The sequence below is a fragment of the Paracoccus sp. NIOT.M2S5SZ12 genome (assembly GCF_057748165.1).
In genome coordinates this window covers 1-18786 of the sequence record NZ_JBYLFR010000023.1, presented here as the reverse complement: position 1 = coordinate 18786, position 18786 = coordinate 1, and the positions used below count along the sequence as shown (strand labels likewise).

The following is an 18786-nucleotide window of genomic DNA, read 5'->3' as shown; positions in this document are numbered from 1 at the left end:
GCTTCCACGGGTGTTGGAAACGCAAACGCCGCCCCAGAGGGCGGCGTTTAAGCGTTTGATAACGCGGAGTAATTTGGTTGCGGGGGCAGGATTTGAACCTGCGGCCTTCAGGTTATGAGCCCAAAGGTAAGCGATTCCAATAAGTTAGGCAATCCAACCACTTAGGCAAAAAGCCTTTGTTTAGGCGGAGTTTTCGCCTCCGCACTCAGCCGCGCTCACAGGCATTCACATGCAAAACAAGTTTGAAGCCCGCAGTTGCAGGTTGATGTGGTGTTGATGTAGCTTGCGCGCCCTCCCCCGCGGATCATCATCGCAGACCGTCTTGTCGGCCTTCATTTCCGATGTTCCTGCAGCCCAAGCTCGACCCACATCCAGCCGAAATCATACTCGGCAATCGGGCCCTCCCCATGCCCGGCACTACGGTTTTCCAGCATCTTCAGCCAGTCGATGACCTTCTCGCGCCCAGCGACGGTCCGGACAGCCTGGCGCGGTGACTTGCCGCCCAGTGCCGGGATCGGCGCGTCCAGCGTTTCACGATAATGCTTGTCGAGGTGATCTCTCATCGGTTGGCGGGCGATCTCTGGCGGAATTTCGTCGGCCGCTTCGTGTGGCCCGTCTCGCCGTTGGTCGGCCCGCATCTGCTCAACCGTCCGGATCGTGGTCAACGGTGCCCTCAGCAGATCCCCGGCGGCCGCGCCGATCAACGTCTGGACCTTGGCCGCCCGCTCGGCCGAGTTGACCGTCACAAGCAACGTCTTGCCCGTCAGTTCCAGCGAACCCAGAACGGTGGCGCCCTCCATCTGCGTGTCGAGCATGATGCCACCGCCAGCCTTGCCACCGCGCGCCTTCCTCGTGGACAACCAGTTCCAGAACTTCGGCCCCTCGGGCTGGAAGCCCTTCACCCGGTCCAGACGCTCCGCCACTGCTTTCTGCGCCACGCCGCTCGCAAGCGGGTACCGCAGATCGTGGAACAGCACATCGTCGCCGTCCGAATTGGTGAACTGCGGTTGTGCCGGGCTGAGGGCACGGTCAATCTCGATGAACAGCCATGCGGAGGTGAAGATGGGCGCGCAGCCCATCAGCTGATCGTGCGAAAGCCGCAGCGCATCTCGCTTCTTCAGCTTCAGGGCATCGCGAAGCGCGGCGAAAAGAAAATCCACCGCCTCGGCCCGGAAGGGCAACAGCGCCCCGGAGATGACATGGTGATCGCGCTCGGCCACCACCCGAACGGCAATCCTGTCCCATTGTTTCAACGTGCGCGTGGCGGATTTCTCTCTGACCGTTACGGGTGCGGCATCCGACAACAAGTCGCGCAGCACCATAGACGTCCCGGGCTGGACATCGCTGACTTCATACAGACTGACCGGCGCATCCCTTAGAGCGGCGAAATAGGCCCTGTTCAGCGCCGTTTCCTTACGGCCGCGGCGCTTCAGATAGAGATCGACGATGTTGCCGTCCTCATAGCGCTGGCCCAGGAAATCCTCGAAACCGCACCCCCATAGGACGCCTGACCATTGGTCGCCCAGCAGGTCGGCCAAGCCGTCTTGGTCGATCTCGAATTCTTCGAGCGCGGGCATCAGGTGTTCGGCGACCACATCCTGCAGCCGTTCACGCCAGTCGCCTTCACGGCTGATGAAGGCCAAAAAAACCGATATGTCGTTACGCTCGGCCAACACCATTCCTTTTTTCCGTAACGCGTCGCGAACTTAAGGCACGTAACATCACGTCGTCCGCGGCGTTAAACACACCATCAATCAAACGATGACCGCCGGTCCCGCGACTGCTTTCTCAATCAGTAATTTGAGTTCAGGCGCAGCGACATACCCCTCGGGAATATGGAACGAATTCAGCAAAGAATCGTCCTTGCCTGCCGCCTTTACGATTGGCTTCAGTGCAGCATGAAGTTTCTTTCCCTTCACCGTTGAGGGGATGGGCCCTCCGGAACTATCCCACATAGCTTCTGCGTCTGGCGATCCGCCATTGGGCCAAATGACGCGAACGACATTCTGGCGTTTAGAAAGAAAGGTCTCGCGTGCCTTTGACACCTTCTTGGCGGCATCGTGTCGCCAAATCTCCGCAATTTCTTCAGACACACCATAGAGCGCACAGAGATAGTCCGTCTGACAGAAATAGGCCTCAATATCGGCCCCACTTGTAACCCAAGGGAAGACGCCAGGGGTCTTGAATCCTTTCCGCCAGCGATCGGCCTCATTTGGTGTCATGAAATCGCCGTCTCGATGAAGAAGCGCATTGATCTTCAGCTCGCCGTCAATCAGAAGCCCTTCCAACAGCTTGTCGCGAGGAAGATTTTCGATACCGAAGCAACGGCATACGGCAACTTGACGTGCCAAGTCTGGCCACTGACGAAGCAGGGCCCGAAGTGGCTTGTCATCTTCGTCTTCAACAAAGAACAGCGCCCCCTTGTCGAGACCTCCCCATCCGAGCAAGCGCCGGATAGCTTCGTCATCTTCCGTTTCTACCGTGCCATCCCTCATCCACACGAGCTTTGCTGCTGGGCTCGCTGCGCGAACGATGTGAGGGCTGTGTGTGGTCAGGATGATCTGGCTATCATATTCCGAAGCAGCGCTTTCCAGCGCTTCGATCAATCGCTCCTGCTTGTCGGGATGAAGATGCGCGTCTGGCTCATCAATAAGCATCACCTTCGGCTCAAAAAGGATCAGGTAGGCAAAGATTTGAACCACTTGGAGCACACCTGTTGCAGCGGTCTCCAGCGGCCGACTTTGTCCAACGAACCCGTCTGTCCGAATACTTGCCGTGATGTGATAGTCTTCACGGTCATCGAAGGACACATCGACATGTGCGCCCGGATGCACACGCTGAACCATTTGATTTAACTTAGCGAGCCGATCTTTTCCTTTTGAATCGTCGGCTTCGTCCGGTCTTCGGCTACGGAGGTTGAGTAAGATGTTCCGAAGCACGCCACCGGCATCGCCGCTTGCTGCCTGTCGACGCAGAGTTGGTTGCGCCAATATGGTCTCTTTCTCTGAGAGGCCAGCAAGACCAGGAATATAGGCGGTGATGAATTGGATGCGTTGTTTGTAAGGGGTAACGGCTGCACCACCGTCCATGTAGACTGTGATCCCGCCACGATTGCGCGCCGCGCGAATACGGATCGTCGACTGGACAGATTCTTCGCCAAGCGGGCGATGGGAAAAAACAACTTCGACCGGGACAGAGGCGGCGTCAGACTTCAATTCTCCCTTATGCAGCGTCGTGAGTGGGTCGCTTGACGGCACATAATCCAGTCGATCAAATGAAATCATTTCCTTGGTGTTTTTCGGCAGAACGTAGCTTGCCGAACGCGCCGCCCAGTGGATGGCCTGAAGAACGGACGACTTGCCGCACCCATTGGGGCCAACAAGGATTGTGACTCGATCCAGTGGTATCGTGGCTTCTTTGGTTGCCTTGAACCCACGGACAGTGATCGATTCAAGCGTACTCCATCGACGCGCTCGGACCGACCGCGTGTCAGGCAAGCCAAGAACTGAAGTTGGTGATCCCGTTTTGACACCTTCCAGGGTCACGGCCTTGGGGTCGGCTGCCGTTTCCCCGCCACCTGATTGGTCGTGGACATCCACCGCCGCCAGTTGCCCAACATTAGAGTCGTTCACTGTCGTTGAAGTGGGAATCGCAGTCTCTGCGGCGTTGTGGTCAGCATCGTTCATCATGCCAGCAGTGATGCCTGCCCATCTTGGTTTTGTCCACAAGTGAGCAGCGCCTTCGCTTGATACCATCGTTGGCAAAAAGGCCCTCTCGCTTATCCACAGCTTCATCTACCTCACCCCCCTTGCTCCGAATCGAGGCCAGCGTCAGGGTGCATCCTTGAGGAGAGCAGCCCTCAACCAAAAGCATAACAGGTCTATCGGTACACCAGTCGCTCTGACCGAAGGCGCCCCGGCGCCTCTCGTGTCGTTGCGCCCGATCACTTAACCCGTGCCGCCCCCGGCACGGGCTGCAGGCGGTATGAGTTCGGCCCGTCCTCGGTTCATGTGAGGATGATCTGTCATGGCTTTGCCGCCCCGCGTTTACTACACCCTTCAGGAAGTCACGGCCCGTTGGGGCTGCAACATCGCCGATGTCGCCGGATGGGCCGATGCAGGCCGGTTCCGGATCCTGACCGGCATCCCCGCCGTTCGCTGCGGCGACGAGGTCGTCGCGGGCAAGGTGGTTCTGTCCCCGATGGAACTTCTGCCCCTGTTTCGCCGCTGCGGCACTGGCCCAACCGAAGGCACCATACGCCGCATTCAGCCCATTGGTCGCCAGGACTGGTTGCTGATCACTGATCCGGCGGGCGGCATTCCCGTCGCTGTGGCTGACATGCTGATCCTGGCCGAGGAGGTGCACGCCTTCGAGGAAGAGAACGAGATGGTCCGCCGCGTGACGAGCGGGCCGGGGGCGACCACGCCCTATGATTGGGAAGGCATGATGGTCGCCCTGATCCATCGCATCCACGAACGGGGCCTCCCCGCCACACAGGCAGAGCTGGTTGCCGAGATGCAGGACTGGTTCGCAGATCAGTCGGACGGCAAGAAGATTCCCGACAGCCGCAGCATCCGGCGCAGGGTGACGCCGGTCTGGAAGAAGCTGCGGGGAGAGGAGGCGTGACGATGCGGTGCCTTGGGTTTCCGCGTCATGCGGTCTTTCGGCCGCCCTGATCGTCCGCGTCATGGACCAGGCGGGGCTTCGGCCGGAAGGCGCTGGCGACCGCGTCGACCCCAGCGCGCAGGGGCGAGTCCATCAGGTGGGCATAGCGCAGGGTGGTCTGCATCTGGCTGTGGCCCAGAAGCTTCCCGATCATTTCCAGCGAGGCACCGCCACTGACCAGAAGCGATGCAAAGGTGTGGCGCAGGTCGTGGATCCGGACGTCCTGCAGCCCGCATTGCTTCTGGACCTGTGCCCAGAACCGGCGGACCTCCTGCACTGGCTGGCCGGGCGTATCGCCGGGAAAGAGCCACGGCGATCCCTTCGGCACCAGCAGCAAGCGCTGGCGAACGATGGCGGCTGTCTCGTCCGAGATCGGCACGCGATGCGCGCGGCGCTGTTTCGTCATGGTGGGCGGCTTCGACCAGCTCATGTGTTCGAGGTTGAACTGCTCGAACCGGGACTGCCGCACCTCGCCCAGCCGGGCGCCGGTCAGCATGCACATGCGGATGATGTCGGCCGCACGCCGGTCCTCGGCCGCATCCAGCGCGGCGGCCAGCTTGCCGATCTCCTCCTTCGACAGGAAGCGTTCGCGCGGCGTCTCGGTGCGGCGATGGAAGCGCTGGGCAGGGTTGTCCTCGCACCAGCCCCACTGGACCGCCAGCGTGAACATCTTGCGCAGCACCTCGCCGATCCGGTTGGCGCGCACCGGCGTAGGCTTCGCGCCCTGTAGCTTGCGTGCCCGGTTGTTGGGCTTTTCCTTGTGCGGTCGCGCCCTGCCCTCGGCGATCTTCGTCAGGAGCTTGTCGACGTCGGTCGGCGTGATCTCCGTCACCAGCTTCCGGCCCCAGACCGATTCCACCATCTTGGCCAGCGCCGACCGCTGATCGGCCGCGCTGCGCGCTGACAGTTTCTGCAGATGCTCGGCGCAGTAGCGTTCGATCAGATCGGTCACGCGCGGGGCTTCGCGCTTTGCCTCGCGCTGGCCCAAGGGATCAGCCCCGGCGTCGATCTCGCGGCGCAGTTCCTTGGCACGCTCCCGGGCGGCCGACACCGACCATTCCGGCCAGCGCCCGAAGGTCATCCGGCGCTGCCGCCCGGCATGGCGGTAGTCCAGAGTGAAGGCCCGCCCGCCGCCGCGGTAGATGCAGGCGGCAAAGCCCCGGACGTCGGTGTCGAAGATCTGATAGTCCCGCCCCGGCACCGGCTCGGCGTCGCGCAGCACTTTCTCGGTCAGCTTGATGCGTTCGGGCATGGCTTCGGTCCTTCTTGCATCCGACATGAGGCGTGGTTTCGCCTGACTATCAAGGCAAGCATGGCAGGTCGGGTGGCGGGGAGGCGGAGGGTGGCAGGAAGGACGCCAGAGCCGCGCCACCCCTTGTTTTCTTGGGTTTTCGGCGCTGGGCGGATCGATGCGCGACTGACGACATAAGCGCCGTGGGACCTCTGAAGCCGTGGGCGCGGTCATCAGGCTGCAAATCCGGCGCGCGACGTGCCGCAGATCGGAAAATCCTAAAGGAATTCAATGGGTGGCAGGGGTACCGTGTCGGGTGCCACCCCCTCTTTACCCTTCAATGCCGGTCAAACACGGTCAATGCGACTGTTCGCTGGTGTTTGCGGCCTTGGCGTCCGTTTCGCCCATCTGACAGGACCGGCCGTAATCTTCCCCCGCCACCCGACCACCATCGCAAACCCCAATAAAACAAGGGGTGGCACAAAGGTGGCGTCCTTTCTGCCACCCTCCGCCTCGCCGCCACCCCTTGGGCTCTGCGCTCACTGGTTCCTGCAAGACGTCCCCGATCTTCGGGGCCAGGACCAGGAGAACCCGATGCCGCATCTCGGATCGATGCCAGACCCGAAGGACAAACCCCGCACGCTGCTGGTCGGCTGGATCAGCCGTCTCGACCTCGCGCTGGAACTCGGCCTTTCGGTCGACACCCTGCGCCGGTGGGAGGCTATGCGGACGGGTCCACCCTGCGTTCGGGCCGGGCGCAAGGTTTACTACCGCCGCGCCGCCGTCGAGGAATGGCTGGAGGAGCAGGAACAGGCCGCCCCGCGCCGTCGCCGTGCCGGAGGGCGCCGGTGATGCAGGTGCCGCCCCGCAATTCCGCCTGGCCCGCCGACCGCGTGGCGGAGGCCCGCGCCGTCATCGCCGACGTCGCGCATCACAGCGATCTCCTCATCCGCCTCGCCTGCAATGTGCTGGTCCAACATGGCGAGACCCCGGGCGAGCGCGCTGCTGCCCAGCGCCTGCTGGTCGTCGTCGATGCGCGGCGGGGGGTAGCGCGCGCCCAGCGCGAAGACCAGGGGAGGGCCGCGCGATGATGCGTCGTGGCACGCCCGAGGCTGATCTGCAGCGCGCCGTCGTGCAGGCGCTCCGCATCGCCCTGCACCGCACGGCCATCATCCACCACTGCGCCAACGAGGTGACCGAGGCCGGGCCCCGCGGGGCCAAGCGCCAGGCGATCCTCGTTGGCATGGGCGTTCACGCCGGGTTCGCCGATCTGATGGTGATCTGCGACGGCCGTGTTCTGTTCCTCGAGCTGAAGGCACCCAAGGGGCGACTGCGGCCGGAGCAGGAAGCGTTCCGCGATGCCGTTACGGCTCAGGGGTTCGGCTGGGCGCTGGTCCGCAGTCTCGACGACGCGCTGGGCGCGCTGGCCGATCACGGCTTCACCACGCGCATCGCCCCTGCCCCACGGAGGCCCGCGCCATGAGCCATGAGGCCACCAACTGGGCCATCAAGCAGCGCGGGTTGAAGCCCACGACCAAGATCGTGCTCTGGCATCTCTGCGACCGGTTCAACCCCGACTACGGCTGCTTCCCCTCACAGGATCGGCTGGCCAATGACTGCGAGATCAGCCGCTCGACGCTGAACGATCACCTCGGGCAGCTCGAGGCCGTGGGCCTGCTGCGGCGCGTGCCGCGGCTGGATCCTGTCACCAAACGCCAGCTGCCGACCCGCTACATCCTGGGGTTCGAGCCGGGCTTCACACCCGTGGCTGTGGTGCCGTGTCCGGAAGGCGGACACGGCGACGATGAAGGCGCAGAAAGGCTCGACGATGCCGATGTTTGCGACGTCGGCGGCATGGCCGATGCCTTGCCGTGTCCGGATTTCGGACACGGGGATAGCGCGAGGCCCGTGTCCGATTTTCCGGCTGACCCGTGTCCGGAAAATGCCGAAAGCCGTGTCCGGATTTCGGACACTAACCCTGTAAGGGAACCTCTAAGTAAACCAGTAAAGGAGGAGGAGGGCGCGCAAGCGCGCGAGGCGATTTCCGATGAGGTTTTCGGGGATCTGCTCGCAGCACTCGGCCTCGACCCCGCGGCACTGCCCGGCTGGTGGCAAGGCTGGCCGCCCCGGCTGCACGTCCAGCGCTGGCGCGACGAACTGGGGCTGACCGAGGCGGAGATCCTGGCTGCCGCCGAGGCCAGCCGCCAGGAGCACCCCGAACCGCCTGATGGGCCGAAGGCACTGGACCGGGCGATGCAACGGGCGGCCCAGCGCAAGGTCGAGGATGCCGGGCGGAAGCGCCGGAAGCCGAAGGCCGACCCGGCCCCGACCGCAAAACCGATCACCGACCTGCCCGCCTTCTACGCCGATCTGGTCAACTCCGACCGCTACCTGCCGGTCAGCGCGATCAGCAACACCATGCGCGACGCGATGCTGGCCCGCGGGCTGGTAACGCCCGAACGCCTGCGCGAGCGCGGGGTGCGGTGAATGGTATGGTGTCACGTCCCCGGCACGGATTGTCCCTCTGTGCAGGCGGCGGAGGCCTTGATCTGGGCCTCATGCTCGTCGAGCCCGTCTATCACACCCGGGCTTTCGTCGAATGGGAAGATTGGCCGCGCACGGTCCTCATCGCCGCCCAGCGCGCGGGCTACTTCGCACCGGCCCCGATCTGGACCGACCTGCGCAGCTTCGATGCCCGGCCCTTCCGCGGCGCCTTCGATACCGTCCTGGCCGGATACCCTTGCCAGCCCTTCAGCGCGGCCGGGAAACGCGGCGGCGTCGACGATCCTCGCCACCTCTGGCCCGACGTCGCCCGGGTCATCGGAGAATGCCGTCCCGAATGGGTCTTCCTCGAGAACGTCGCCGGGCATGTCACCCTCGGGCTCGAGACCGTCCTGCGAGAGCTTTGGGGATTGGGCTATACGCCTGCGGCGGGCCTGTTCTCGGCGGCAGAGGTCGGCGCGCCGCATGAGCGGCTGCGCATCTTCATCCTGGCCCACACCGATGAGCCTGCATCCCGGCACCGGCCGCTACAACCCGGCCGGGAACAGCGACTTTACCCGGAAGGCGGAGGCGCTGGCGCTGGGCATCACGAAGGCCCTGCCGAACCACTGGCCGACCCCAGCCGCGCAGAACTGGAAGGGCAGTTCCGAGGCCAGCATCACCCGCACCGACGGCAAGTCCCGGATGGACCTGCTGCACTATCGGGCGGAGCGGGGCTTCACCCGCCCGGCCCCGGAGACCTTGCCGGATGGGCTACGGTCCTTGCCGCACGCCCCGATCTCGCGCCCGCTATGGGCTTCGATGATTGCCTCGCATGGGCGCGTCGTCTCGCGGCGGATCCTGAAGGGCCGGTCGCGGCGGCGGCTGAACCCGCTCTTCGTCGGATGGCTGATGGGCTGGCCCATCGGGCACGCGCTCTGCGTCTGCTCGGCAACGGAGTTCACCCTCTGGCAGCGGCACATGCGTGGCGCTCTCTCGCAGCTGCCCATGGCCTCGGGCCCGTGGATCTGGCGGCCGTCAGATGCGGCCCAGCGCCCGGCTCAGATGGATTTCCTTGAAGGATTGCAGCCATGAGCTTCCACGGTCGCGTCAGCGGCACCAGGATCAAACGCGCGCTGGGCGTGCAAGCGGCCCTGGAATGGGCCTTCCGGATCGAACAGGCGCAGCTGGAACTACCGCTGCCCCCGGACATCACCGAGGAAGGTTTCGGCTTCGGCCTGGAATACGTCCTGCTGCAACGGGCCGTGCTGGGCTGCAAGATCGACGGCGGCCAGCACAAGATCGGCGGCTACACCCATGAGGACGCCGAGGTGATCGCCGCCACCGTCGCCGGGATCCCCGACAGCCTCGGCGGCAAGCGCATGGCGATCCGCGTCGCCGAACTGGCTCGCGCCGGGCTGACCCCGGACTGGATGCCCGGCGCCGTCCCGCGCTGCGTGCCGACTATCGTCAAGCAGAACCAGCATGGCACACATGCGGGCGCCATCGTCGTGGGCTCAGAACGCATCCGTGTGCGTGGCACCGGCGCACGGGGCACATGGAAAACCATCGACATCCTTGCCTGCCCGGTCACGTTCTCGCCGCACCCGCAGCAGATCGAGGCCGCCCGGCGTGGTTATGACGACTGGTGGCAGGCGCTGGGCTGGGTTCGGGACGGGCTGATCGCAGGCGGGATGCTGCGCGAAATCGAAGTGACGGCGGCGATGCCGAAGGCGCGGCCTTGGGGGACGGCCAGATAAGGCCACGCGCCGTTCAACGCCCGTCAAGCCTTTGGAAACCCCGAGCAACCGGCCTAAACCGCTTCCGTTGGGCGGATGTGCCGTCTATTGTCGCCGGAAAACGATGTCGCGGCGGCGGCAGCCGGGGCAGAAAGGTATCTGATGACGACGATTGAACAAGCTGAGGTCCGCTTTGTCGAGTTGATGGCGGAATTGTTTCAGCTGGATGAGGCGGAACGCCTCGACTTCGGATTTTACCGGGTCATTCGCCACCATAATCAGGAAGTGAAAGCATTCCTCGGTCAGGTGGTCGAAAAGAACGGCACCAAGGCGCTGGAAGGTGGAAAACTATCTGAAATCCTCGCCACGGCCTTTAGAAAAGCAGACGATGAAGAAGCCGCAGGGGACCGCCTTCGTCTAAAGGAAATTGAAGGCGAAATCGGCATTAAGCCGGGAATGAACGACCAGGAGCGGCGCGACCTGCTTGATCAAGCCGAACGGTTTCCGGGTTTCAAATCGAAGGTCGACGAATACCGCTCGCTTCAAGAGCAGCTGCGCGCCAGTGAGAATGTCGGCACAGACCGCCGCGAGGTGTTGAACCGCCTCTATCAGTTCTTCTCGCGCCATTACCAGGACGGCGATTTCATCGTCGAACGCCGCTATGGCCGGGATGGCAGCCGTTACATCCGCTCGACCGGCGAGGATACCGAGTTCCACTGGGCGACGGAGGACATGTACTACATCAAGTCGGGCGACACGTTCACCGACTTCACCGTCCGCCTGTCCAATGGCGAACGCATCGTCTTCTCGGTCGAACCCGATGAACTGCAGAAGACGCGGGCCAACCTAAAGCCGACGGACAAGGCGCATTACGAGATCGACACCGTTACCAAGGCCGAGGATGGCCGGTACATCGTCTTGCTGAAGTACCTCAAGGGCGCGCAGTCCAACAAGCAGAAGGACGACATCGTCAAGGCTATCCAGGGCCACATCAACGCCGACGAGGCTGAACTGAAGCGCTGGCTGAACCACTTCGTCGCGCGCAACCAGTCGGATTTCTTCATCCACAAGCGGCTGGGCGCCGCTCTGCGCGAAGACCTCGACATCTTCCTGAAGACGGAAGTGCTGAAAGCGGACCAGCTGCTGATCGACACTGACCTGCCCCGCCGCCTGATCAGGGTCGGCCGGATCGTGCGCGAGATCGGCCAGCAGATCATCGACTTTCTGGCGGTGCTGGAGGATTTCCAGAAATCGCTGTGGGAAAAGAAGAAGCTGGTCTTCACCACGCGCTATGTCATCACGCTCGACAGGATTGCCAAGCTGGCGGGCGAAGACTGGCTGGTAGAACATCTCCCTCAGATCATTGCCGCGCAAAGAACTGAGTGGAAGGATCTGGGACTAGGGGACATCTCAAAGGCAGATCAGTGCCGCGAGGTCATTCCTGCGGATCTGGCGCAGGAAGCGAAAAGTCGGTGGCTTCCCCTACCGCTGGATACGAAAAACTTCCCTGACGATCTCAAATGGGAACTGCTTGCTCGCTGCTCTGCACGCCACGGCATCGACGAGCTGCTAGACGGCATCGCCGTTAGATCTGACAACTGGCAGGCACTCAACCTGCTCCAGCCTAAGTTCTCGGGTCGATGTGATGTGCTGTACGCTGACCCACCCTACAACACGGATGCGGGTCCGATCAGCTACAAGAATGGCTACCGCCGCTCCTCTTGGGCTGCGATGATGCAAGACCGCGTGGAATTGAGCCGACGTTTTCTCGGTCCGGCATCGATGGCCTGCTTCACCATCGATGATTTCCAAAAGAATGAGCTCGTCGACCTTTTGGAGCGGAGCTACACCCCCGAAAACCTGCTCGGGATAACCGTGATCAAGAACAGCCCTTCTGGGCGGCCGACTGTGCGAGGATTTCGAGTAAACCACGAATATGGCGTATTTGTTGGCAACTCTGGGGCTTCTGAGATCGGGTTACTTGATCGATCAGAGGCACAGGAAAAGCACTTCGGTGAACAGGACGAAAAAGGGCAATTCGCTTGGGAGAACTTCAGGAAACGGGGTGGCGCGACAACTCATCGCGACGCCCGACCGAAGCAGTACTACCCGATCTATGTGAAGGGTAAGGAACTTCGAATTCCAGAGATCGAATGGGTCAAGGAGGAAAATGACTATAGAATCCTTGAGGCGCCCAAGCCCGGGGAGAAAGTTATCTATCCAAAGAATGACGATGGGACCGAACGAGTTTGGAGTTGGGGTCACAAAACGGCTAGGGCCAATCTGAACGACCTTGAAGTGAGAAGTGGCGAAAATGGCCCGGCAGTCTATCGGAAAGCGCGCCCCCAGAGCGATGGCTCGTTGCCGTCGACGCTTTGGATAAAGCCAGAATATTCGGCCGTAGATTACGGCAGCGTGCTGCTGAAAGAGATGTTTGGGAAACGTGTGTTCTCGTTCCCCAAATCGGTACATGCGGTCGTTGATACCCTCAGGGTATGTGACCTAGGCCCCGATGGCTGGGTTATTGACTGCTTTGCTGGTTCTGGCACCACGGCGCACGCCGTGCTCTCAATGAACAAATCTGACGGCGAAACTCGCAAGTTCGTCATAACCGAGCGGAGCGACTACTTCGAAACGCTCACCCTGCCCCGCATCATGAAAGCTGCCGCGGCTACCAACTGGAAAAAGGGCAAGGCTGAAGCACTGGACGGAAACGGCGTGTTCCTGAAGGCCGTCAACCTGGAGGATTACGAAGACACGCTAGAGAACCTGGCCTTGGTGCAAGGGGGCGAACAAGACGCCCTCGCGTTCGAAAACCTCGCGTTTTCGATCCAGTATCGCCTCGACCGTGAAGCGCGAAAGCTGTTCCAGTCGGTCGACCACTTCCGCTCACCCTTTGGCTACAGCATCAAATGCGCGCAGGGCGGCGGTGAGGCTGTGGACCGCGAGATCGATCTGGTCGAAAGCCTGATCTACCTGCTCGGCCTCGATGTCGCGCGCCTCTACCGCGAAGATCAGGGCGTGGTCATCACCGGCACTGACCGCCGCAACCGGGCTGTCACCGTGCTGTTCCGTGAATGCGACCGGGAAGGGAACGAGGACTGGTGCAAGGCGAAGATGGCCGAACACCCCGCCGACCGCTTCCTGACGAACGCCATGCCGGAGCTGGCCTTTGAGGGCTGCGAGCGGTTCGAGGCCATAGAGGCCATCTTTGCCACCCAGTTCGGGGGGCGCTGATGGCATCCGGTCACGCCAGGCTGAAGAAGGCCCTCGTCCTGCGCGATGCGCTGGCCCACGAACTCGGGCTGGATCTGGCCGCCGTCATGCGTGGGCTCTCGACAGTCGAAGACACAATGACAGCCGATCTGGCGATGGCAGACGGCAATTACCTTTCGCTGCTGGAGTCGCTTTGCCGGGGTGATGCATCCCTGCTGACAGAGGCGGATCAGGCGGTCCGAGCCGCGTGCCAGACGGTGAAGCTGGCGCCGCGTTATGCGCAGTATCTGTCGCTGATCCTGTTCGCGCATTGGCAGAAGTGCCGCAGAACGGACGAGGGGGCATTTCTTGAGCGGCTGAATGCCTTCCTTGCCGATTGGGCACAGAAGAACCGTAGCGAGACGATCAGCCCCTTCACCGCGGACGATCTGCAGTTTGCCGCGTTCTGGATGGCCACCGGATCGGGCAAGACCCATGTTCTGCATGCCTGCATCGCGATGCTGCACGCCGCCGGGACCTGGGATCGCACCATCCTGATCACGCCATCGGAAAGCCTGTCGCGCCAGCACGCTGACAAGCTGAGGGAAACGAAGGCGTTCGATGTCTTTGCCTATCCGATGGATGGCGACGCCTCGAGCCTCGGGCGTCTGCACCCTGACACTGTGATCGTCGTTGACATCAACAAGCTGGCCGAGACGAAGAAGGGCGACGGGGTGACCATCCCCACCTCGGTCTTCCGCGACGGGCGCAACCTCGTCTTTGTCGACGAAGGACACAAGGGCCAGCGCAGCGAAGAAAGCGTCTGGAAGAAGCTGCAATCTGACCTCGCCGGGATCGGGGACAGCCAGCCCGACCATCGCGGCATGCTGATCGAATTCTCAGCGACCTTTGGCCAGGTGGCGGAGGCCGAGGCCACGTTCGGCCGCTATGCCAAAGCCATCATGCTCGACTATGCCTACGACCGATTTCATGCCGATCTCTACGGCAAGGATTTCTGGAACGTGAAGCTCGACGGGCACGACGAGACCACCGAGGAAATCCAGCACACGACCCTGACCGCGGCGCTGATCGCGTATTGGTATCAGTTGGCATCCTTCGGCAAATCGGATGTGCAAAAGCAGATCAAGGACCGGGGTCTTCGTATCGCGAAGCCGCTATGGGTCCTGCTCGGCCTTTCCGTGATCGGCGGCAAGAACGAAGGCGACAAGGAGCAGACGTCCGATGTGATCGACGTCCTGCGATATCTCGACCGGGCGCTTTCAGAAGATGACTTCATCTCGGAGGGCATCACGCGCGTGCTGGATGCAGCCCGACAAGGTGCCAGCCTCCTGCCTGAGGTCGTGACCACTGGGTTGCAGGGGATGTCTGCGGCGGCAATCCAAGCCCGAATACTGAACGACGTGTTCGGCTGGCAGGACGGCGACGTTCCGTTGTTCCGTGTCTTGAAGACGTCACCAGGCGAGATGGGGCTCGGCCTTCGTCGAGGCGACAGCGTGCATTACTATGGCGTCGTGAACGTCGGCGATGTGAAGGGGCTGAAAGATGCGCTGGAGGCAGCGTCCCTCGAAGTCGAAGATGACGCTTTCACCGCATCACTGTTCGCGGACCTGGAACTGGCCAACTCGGGCGTGAACCTGTTGATCGGATCTCGCCGCTTTGCTGAAGGATGGGACAACTACAGGGCCTCGAGCTTGACCCTCCTTCGTCTGGGCCAGAACGAAGGTTCGCTCATCATCCAGATGTTCGGCCGTGTCGTTCGATTCGCTGGAACGAACGGGAATGGCAAGCGCCTGCGCGATATCAAAGGCGATTTGGCCGCGCTGCAGACGGCCTTCGTCTTTGGCCTGAAGTCCCGATACCTGCAGGCTTTCCTTGCCGGGTTGTTTGAAAACGGGATCGGTGAGAAGACCCGGACCGTCTGCGACGTCCAGAACTGGCTCCCCGAAACACCCGCGCTTCTGTCCATCAAGGCCATCGGTCCGCAACAAAGCGCATTCCTTGTCGACCTGCGCGACCCCAAATGGCTGAAATCCGTGAACAAGGTTGTTGTGTCCTATGCGGCTGGTGTCGCAACCGCACGCATCGGGCGAGATGGTCTGGATGAGAATGCAGCCCGTGTTGGCTCCGACGTCACCGCAGCGTTCAAGCAAGCCGCTCATCTCCTAGACATCGACGCGATCTATTCAGATCTCGTCCAGTGGAAGGGCATAGGAAAACGGTGGAACCTCCGGTTCGATCGTGCTTCGGTCAGCACCGCCCTTCATTCGGGTCCGTACGAGGTTTGGGCGCTGCCGGGTTTCTGCAGCATTCAAAGTCGGCAGGACATTCAGCGTCTTCAGATAGCAGCCAGTACGGTGGCGAGGAAATTGTTCGAAAGCGCTTACCGCAAGATCGAAGCCAAGCACAGCCGGTACGAGATCATTGGCGCGTCGGAAAGCGGCATTCCAAGCCAGTATTTCAAGGAAATCACTAATGCCTGACAAGTCCCAGCCGAATTTGTTCGGTGACCGCGTGCTGTGCCCTGACGTACAGAATCTGCCCCTGATTGTCAGCGCCACCAGCAATAACTGCGAGGTTCTCGCCCCTGGAAGCGTCTACCAACCTCTTCTTCTCGACCAGCAGGGCTCAGGCGTTTTGTCTGGGCCTGGGGCATTGAATCGAGAAGAGGAGCAGTTCGTTCGCGACCTGATCACCTACCTCTACCCCAAGAAGGACTACCCAAAGGCAGCTTCTACGCCCCTGGTCTGGGGAAAACGAAAGATCTGGCTGAAGCGGAACATAGAAAAGGACGCCAAGTCCTTCAGGCTACGGGTTGATTCTTCGGACTGGTACTATCCCGACTTCGTCATATGGATCGTTGATGAGGAAAACCGCACCCAGACCTTCGGGTTCGCAGATCCGAAAGGCCTTGCGCTGGGCGCTCATGCTGGTTGGGGTGAGTACAAAGTCGTTTGCACCCAGATCGTGCCGCATTTTCTGCACGACGAGATCGGCCCGGTCACAGTAGGCGATCAAACTTGGACGTTCAGAATTCGTGGAGTCCTGGTGTCGACATCGAGTTTCGATGGCCTGCGGGAACAACGCAAGTTTTTGGTAAGAGACGCCAACGACGACACGCACCCGCCGACCAAGGAGCAGTTCGCCCAAGCACGAATCGTGTTCCAAGAGGCACGCGCCGACGACTACATTCCGGAGGTCCTGCGCCTGCTGATCGAGGATAACGATCTGGACGAGGTCTGGAAGCTCGCGGCAGAATTCTATGGAAAGTCGGCTCCCGTGCAGTTTGCCAGCGAAATCCAGGCGGACTTGGCCATTCGGCATCGCAAGGCAAGAACGGTCAGCGATTTCACGTCGTCAATTGTGGACGACTACCTCTTGCCCGGCACGGATGGCATTTTCGGATCGCGTGCGCGTCAGAAGAGGCATGACCAAGTCAACAGGTTGATCACTTCTTCGGATCCCGTTGCGCGTTCGCTTTGGGACGCGTGGGCCGACAAGGACCAGCCAAGTCGCTTCCTGCTCGCGCACTTCTCCGAAACGCTCTGACCCACAACGGGCCGAAACCGAAGGGTATCCCCCTCCTCTGGTTCCTCCCCGGCCCTGAACGTATGCGGGGGGGCGCAGCGCGGCGGTTCGCTAGCGTGAGGGATTTTCACCGGGGAAGCCAGGCGGAAGCCACCTTGCGCCCCGTTGCAGGAATTCGTGAGTCAGATCAGCGGCTTGCGGAATCACGATCTGGACGAGGTGGATTCCCGGCGGGAAGCCAGGGAAGCCACCTCCGGGGAAGCCAAGGGGTCGGGAAGCCACCCCGCAAGCCAATTTGCGAGAAGCTGTTGAATCCGCTTCACTTTTCGGGTTGACAGACCTGCCCCCATTGACCTACCCCTTGATCATCGAAGAATTGCGCCCGGAGGAACCCCCTCGCGGGCGCTTTTCATTTCCCCTCCCCCACATCCCGAGCCCCATCTAATGGACCTCGTCTTCGCGCCGAGCCAGGTTGAATCCTGGCCGATTGCCCGGCTGCGCCCCTATGCCCGCAATGCCAAGTTGCATGGCGACGATCAGGTGGCCAAGATCGCCGCTAGCATGGCCAAGTTCGGCTGGACCGTCCCCTGCATGGTCGCCGACGACGGCGAACTGATCGCGGGCCATGGCCGGGTGCTGGCGGCCACCATGCTCGGGCTGACCGAGGTGCCGGTGATCCGGCTCAGCCATCTCGACGAGGCGGAACGCCGGGCCTACCGGATCGCCGACAACAAGCTGACGGAACTGGGCGAATGGGACGAAGCCCTGCTGCGCGACGAGATCGCGGGGCTCTTGGCCGAGGATTTCGACCTGACGCTGCTCGGCATCAGCGACGATGATCTCGATGCGCTTTTACGGCATCCCGAGGCGCTGGGTGGGGATGGTCCGGTCGAAGGCGAGGACGAGGTTCCGGAGCTTCCGGTCACGCCGGTTTCGGTGCCCGGCGACCTCTGGCAGCTCGGGTCGCACCGTCTGATCTGCGGCGACAGCACCGCGGCCGATGTGGTGGGGCGGCTGCTGGGCGATGTGCGCCCCCTGCTGATGGTGACCGACCCGCCCTATGGCGTGGAGTACGATCCCTCCTGGCGGAACCAGGCGGGCGCGGCCAAGACCAAGCGCACCGGCAAGGTGCTGAACGACGACCGGGCAGACTGGCGCGAGGCTTGGGCGCTGTTCCCCGGCGACGTCGCCTATATCTGGCACGGCGCGCTGCATGCTGCGACCGTGGCCGACAGCCTGACCGCCGCAGGCTTCGCCATCCGGTCGCAGATCATCTGGGCGAAGGACCGGCTGGTTCTCAGCCGCGGCGATTACCACTGGCAGCACGAACCCTGCTGGTATGCGGTGCGCGCCAAGGGCAAGGGGCACTGGGCCGGGGACCGCAAGCAAACCACGCTGTGGCAGATCGCCAACCGGGATCAGGATGCCGACACGGTGCACGGCACCCAGAAGCCGGTCGAATGCATGCGCCGCCCGATCCTGAACAACTCCAGCCCCGGCCAGGCGGTCTATGAGCCCTTCATGGGTTCCGGCACCACGCTGATCGCGGCCGAGACGACCGGCCGGGTCTGTTTCGGGGTCGAGTTGAACCCGGCCTATGTCGATGTCGCCATCGAGCGCTGGCAATCCTTCACGGGTCAGGAGGCGGTGCTGGCGGAAACCGGCGAGACCTTCGCCAACCTGAAGGCAAAGCGGCTCGCGGCATGAACGCGCCCCTCCTGCCCGGCCGGATCGAGCATTGGCCCCTCGCCCGTCTCCGGCCCTACGCCCGGAATGCCAAGACCCATGACGCCGACCAGGTGGCGAAGATCGCCGCCAGCATGGCCGAGTTTGGCTGGACTGTTCCCTGCCTCGTCGCCGCCGATGGCGAGTTGATTGCAGGCCATGGCCGCATCCTGGCCGCTGGCCAGCTCGGGCTGGCCGAGGCGC

The 18786-nt window shown here is 62.3% G+C and carries 15 protein-coding genes and 1 pseudogene; 13 read left to right on the top strand and 3 right to left on the bottom strand.

Annotated features, from left to right (window positions below):
• Window positions 1-332 precede the first annotated feature (332 nt).
• Window positions 333-1679 (bottom strand): DUF7986 domain-containing protein, encoded by a 1347-nt coding sequence (locus AC2SGK_RS16135; RefSeq protein ID WP_488324492.1) that lies wholly within the window; start codon window positions 1677-1679, stop codon window positions 333-335.
• A 75-nt stretch (window positions 1680-1754) separates the two neighbouring features.
• On the bottom strand, window positions 1755-3794 hold the full coding sequence (locus tag AC2SGK_RS16130; RefSeq protein ID WP_488324491.1) for an ATP-dependent nuclease: 2040 nt from the start codon (window positions 3792-3794) through the stop codon (window positions 1755-1757).
• Between the two features lie 232 nt (window positions 3795-4026).
• Here AC2SGK_RS16130 and AC2SGK_RS16125 point away from each other — a divergent pair, with 232 nt between their 5' ends.
• Window positions 4027-4626 carry a hypothetical protein gene (locus AC2SGK_RS16125; protein ID WP_488324490.1) on the top strand — a complete coding sequence of 200 codons (600 nt, stop codon included), beginning with the start codon at window positions 4027-4029 and terminating at the stop codon, window positions 4624-4626.
• Between the two features lie 25 nt (window positions 4627-4651).
• Here AC2SGK_RS16125 and AC2SGK_RS16120 read toward each other — a convergent pair whose 3' ends face one another.
• The gene (locus tag AC2SGK_RS16120; RefSeq protein ID WP_488324489.1) at window positions 4652-5917 is read right to left on the bottom strand and encodes a tyrosine-type recombinase/integrase; all 1266 of its coding nucleotides are present in this window, start codon (window positions 5915-5917) and stop codon (window positions 4652-4654) included.
• 573 nt (window positions 5918-6490) lie between these two features.
• On the opposite strand from AC2SGK_RS16120, the gene AC2SGK_RS16115 reads away from it, so the two are divergent.
• The 12 genes and pseudogenes from AC2SGK_RS16115 to AC2SGK_RS16060 form a co-directional block, all read left to right on the top strand.
• The gene (locus AC2SGK_RS16115; RefSeq protein WP_295019910.1) at window positions 6491-6748 is read left to right on the top strand and encodes a helix-turn-helix transcriptional regulator; all 258 of its coding nucleotides are present in this window, start codon (window positions 6491-6493) and stop codon (window positions 6746-6748) included.
• Entirely contained in the window at window positions 6748-6987 is a 240-nt protein-coding gene (locus AC2SGK_RS16110) for a hypothetical protein (RefSeq protein WP_488324488.1), read from the top strand. Before AC2SGK_RS16115 ends, AC2SGK_RS16110 begins: the two co-directional genes overlap by 1 nt.
• Complete coding sequence (locus AC2SGK_RS16105) at window positions 6984-7379, top strand: VRR-NUC domain-containing protein (protein WP_488324487.1); 396 nt, start codon at window positions 6984-6986, stop codon at window positions 7377-7379. The genes AC2SGK_RS16110 and AC2SGK_RS16105 overlap by 4 nt, the downstream gene beginning before the upstream one ends.
• Window positions 7376-8383 carry a helix-turn-helix domain-containing protein gene (locus tag AC2SGK_RS16100; protein WP_488324486.1) on the top strand — a complete coding sequence of 336 codons (1008 nt, stop codon included), beginning with the start codon at window positions 7376-7378 and terminating at the stop codon, window positions 8381-8383. Before AC2SGK_RS16105 ends, AC2SGK_RS16100 begins: the two co-directional genes overlap by 4 nt.
• A 5-nt stretch (window positions 8384-8388) precedes the next feature.
• Window positions 8389-8847: pseudogene (locus tag AC2SGK_RS16095) on the top strand (DNA cytosine methyltransferase); the annotation flags it as partial.
• A 52-nt stretch (window positions 8848-8899) separates the two neighbouring features.
• The gene (locus tag AC2SGK_RS16090) at window positions 8900-9472 is read left to right on the top strand and encodes a DNA methyltransferase (protein ID WP_488324485.1); all 573 of its coding nucleotides are present in this window, start codon (window positions 8900-8902) and stop codon (window positions 9470-9472) included.
• Window positions 9469-10137, top strand: coding sequence for a hypothetical protein (locus AC2SGK_RS16085; protein WP_488324484.1), 669 nt, complete (start codon window positions 9469-9471; stop codon window positions 10135-10137). Before AC2SGK_RS16090 ends, AC2SGK_RS16085 begins: the two co-directional genes overlap by 4 nt.
• Before the next feature lie 141 nt (window positions 10138-10278).
• Window positions 10279-13353, top strand: a complete 3075-nt coding sequence (locus AC2SGK_RS16080) for a DNA methyltransferase (protein WP_488324483.1) — start codon at window positions 10279-10281, stop codon at window positions 13351-13353.
• On the top strand, window positions 13353-15812 hold the full coding sequence (locus tag AC2SGK_RS16075; protein ID WP_488324482.1) for a DEAD/DEAH box helicase family protein: 2460 nt from the start codon (window positions 13353-13355) through the stop codon (window positions 15810-15812). The genes AC2SGK_RS16080 and AC2SGK_RS16075 overlap by 1 nt, the downstream gene beginning before the upstream one ends.
• Window positions 15805-16878 carry a hypothetical protein gene (locus AC2SGK_RS16070; RefSeq protein ID WP_295019903.1) on the top strand — a complete coding sequence of 358 codons (1074 nt, stop codon included), beginning with the start codon at window positions 15805-15807 and terminating at the stop codon, window positions 16876-16878. Before AC2SGK_RS16075 ends, AC2SGK_RS16070 begins: the two co-directional genes overlap by 8 nt.
• Before the next feature lie 423 nt (window positions 16879-17301).
• On the top strand, window positions 17302-18564 hold the full coding sequence (locus AC2SGK_RS16065; protein ID WP_488324481.1) for a site-specific DNA-methyltransferase: 1263 nt from the start codon (window positions 17302-17304) through the stop codon (window positions 18562-18564).
• The coding region (locus AC2SGK_RS16060; protein ID WP_488324480.1) for a ParB/Srx family N-terminal domain-containing protein at window positions 18561-18786 on the top strand (226 nt) is incomplete at its 3' end. The genes AC2SGK_RS16065 and AC2SGK_RS16060, both read left to right, overlap by 4 nt.

Excerpts from the sequence above, each read along its gene's own strand:
- AC2SGK_RS16110 (WP_488324488.1), top strand. The coding sequence starts at position 6,748 with ATGCAGGTGCCGCCCCGCAATTCCGCCTGGCCCGCCGACCGCGTGGCG.
- AC2SGK_RS16105 (WP_488324487.1), top strand. The coding sequence starts at position 6,984 with ATGATGCGTCGTGGCACGCCCGAGGCTGATCTGCAGCGCGCCGTCGTG.
- AC2SGK_RS16090 (WP_488324485.1), top strand. The coding sequence starts at position 8,900 with ATGAGCCTGCATCCCGGCACCGGCCGCTACAACCCGGCCGGGAACAGC.
- AC2SGK_RS16075 (WP_488324482.1), top strand. The coding sequence starts at position 13,353 with ATGGCATCCGGTCACGCCAGGCTGAAGAAGGCCCTCGTCCTGCGCGAT.
- AC2SGK_RS16065 (WP_488324481.1), top strand. The coding sequence starts at position 17,302 with ATGGACCTCGTCTTCGCGCCGAGCCAGGTTGAATCCTGGCCGATTGCC.
- AC2SGK_RS16130 (WP_488324491.1), bottom strand. The coding sequence starts at position 3,794 with ATGAAGCTGTGGATAAGCGAGAGGGCCTTTTTGCCAACGATGGTATCA.
- AC2SGK_RS16115 (WP_295019910.1), top strand. The coding sequence starts at position 6,491 with ATGCCGCATCTCGGATCGATGCCAGACCCGAAGGACAAACCCCGCACG.
- AC2SGK_RS16120 (WP_488324489.1), bottom strand. The coding sequence starts at position 5,917 with ATGCCCGAACGCATCAAGCTGACCGAGAAAGTGCTGCGCGACGCCGAG.
- AC2SGK_RS16135 (WP_488324492.1), bottom strand. The coding sequence starts at position 1,679 with ATGGTGTTGGCCGAGCGTAACGACATATCGGTTTTTTTGGCCTTCATC.
- AC2SGK_RS16080 (WP_488324483.1), top strand. The coding sequence starts at position 10,279 with ATGACGACGATTGAACAAGCTGAGGTCCGCTTTGTCGAGTTGATGGCG.
- AC2SGK_RS16100 (WP_488324486.1), top strand. The coding sequence starts at position 7,376 with ATGAGCCATGAGGCCACCAACTGGGCCATCAAGCAGCGCGGGTTGAAG.
- AC2SGK_RS16085 (WP_488324484.1), top strand. The coding sequence starts at position 9,469 with ATGAGCTTCCACGGTCGCGTCAGCGGCACCAGGATCAAACGCGCGCTG.
- AC2SGK_RS16125 (WP_488324490.1), top strand. The coding sequence starts at position 4,027 with ATGGCTTTGCCGCCCCGCGTTTACTACACCCTTCAGGAAGTCACGGCC.
- AC2SGK_RS16070 (WP_295019903.1), top strand. The coding sequence starts at position 15,805 with ATGCCTGACAAGTCCCAGCCGAATTTGTTCGGTGACCGCGTGCTGTGC.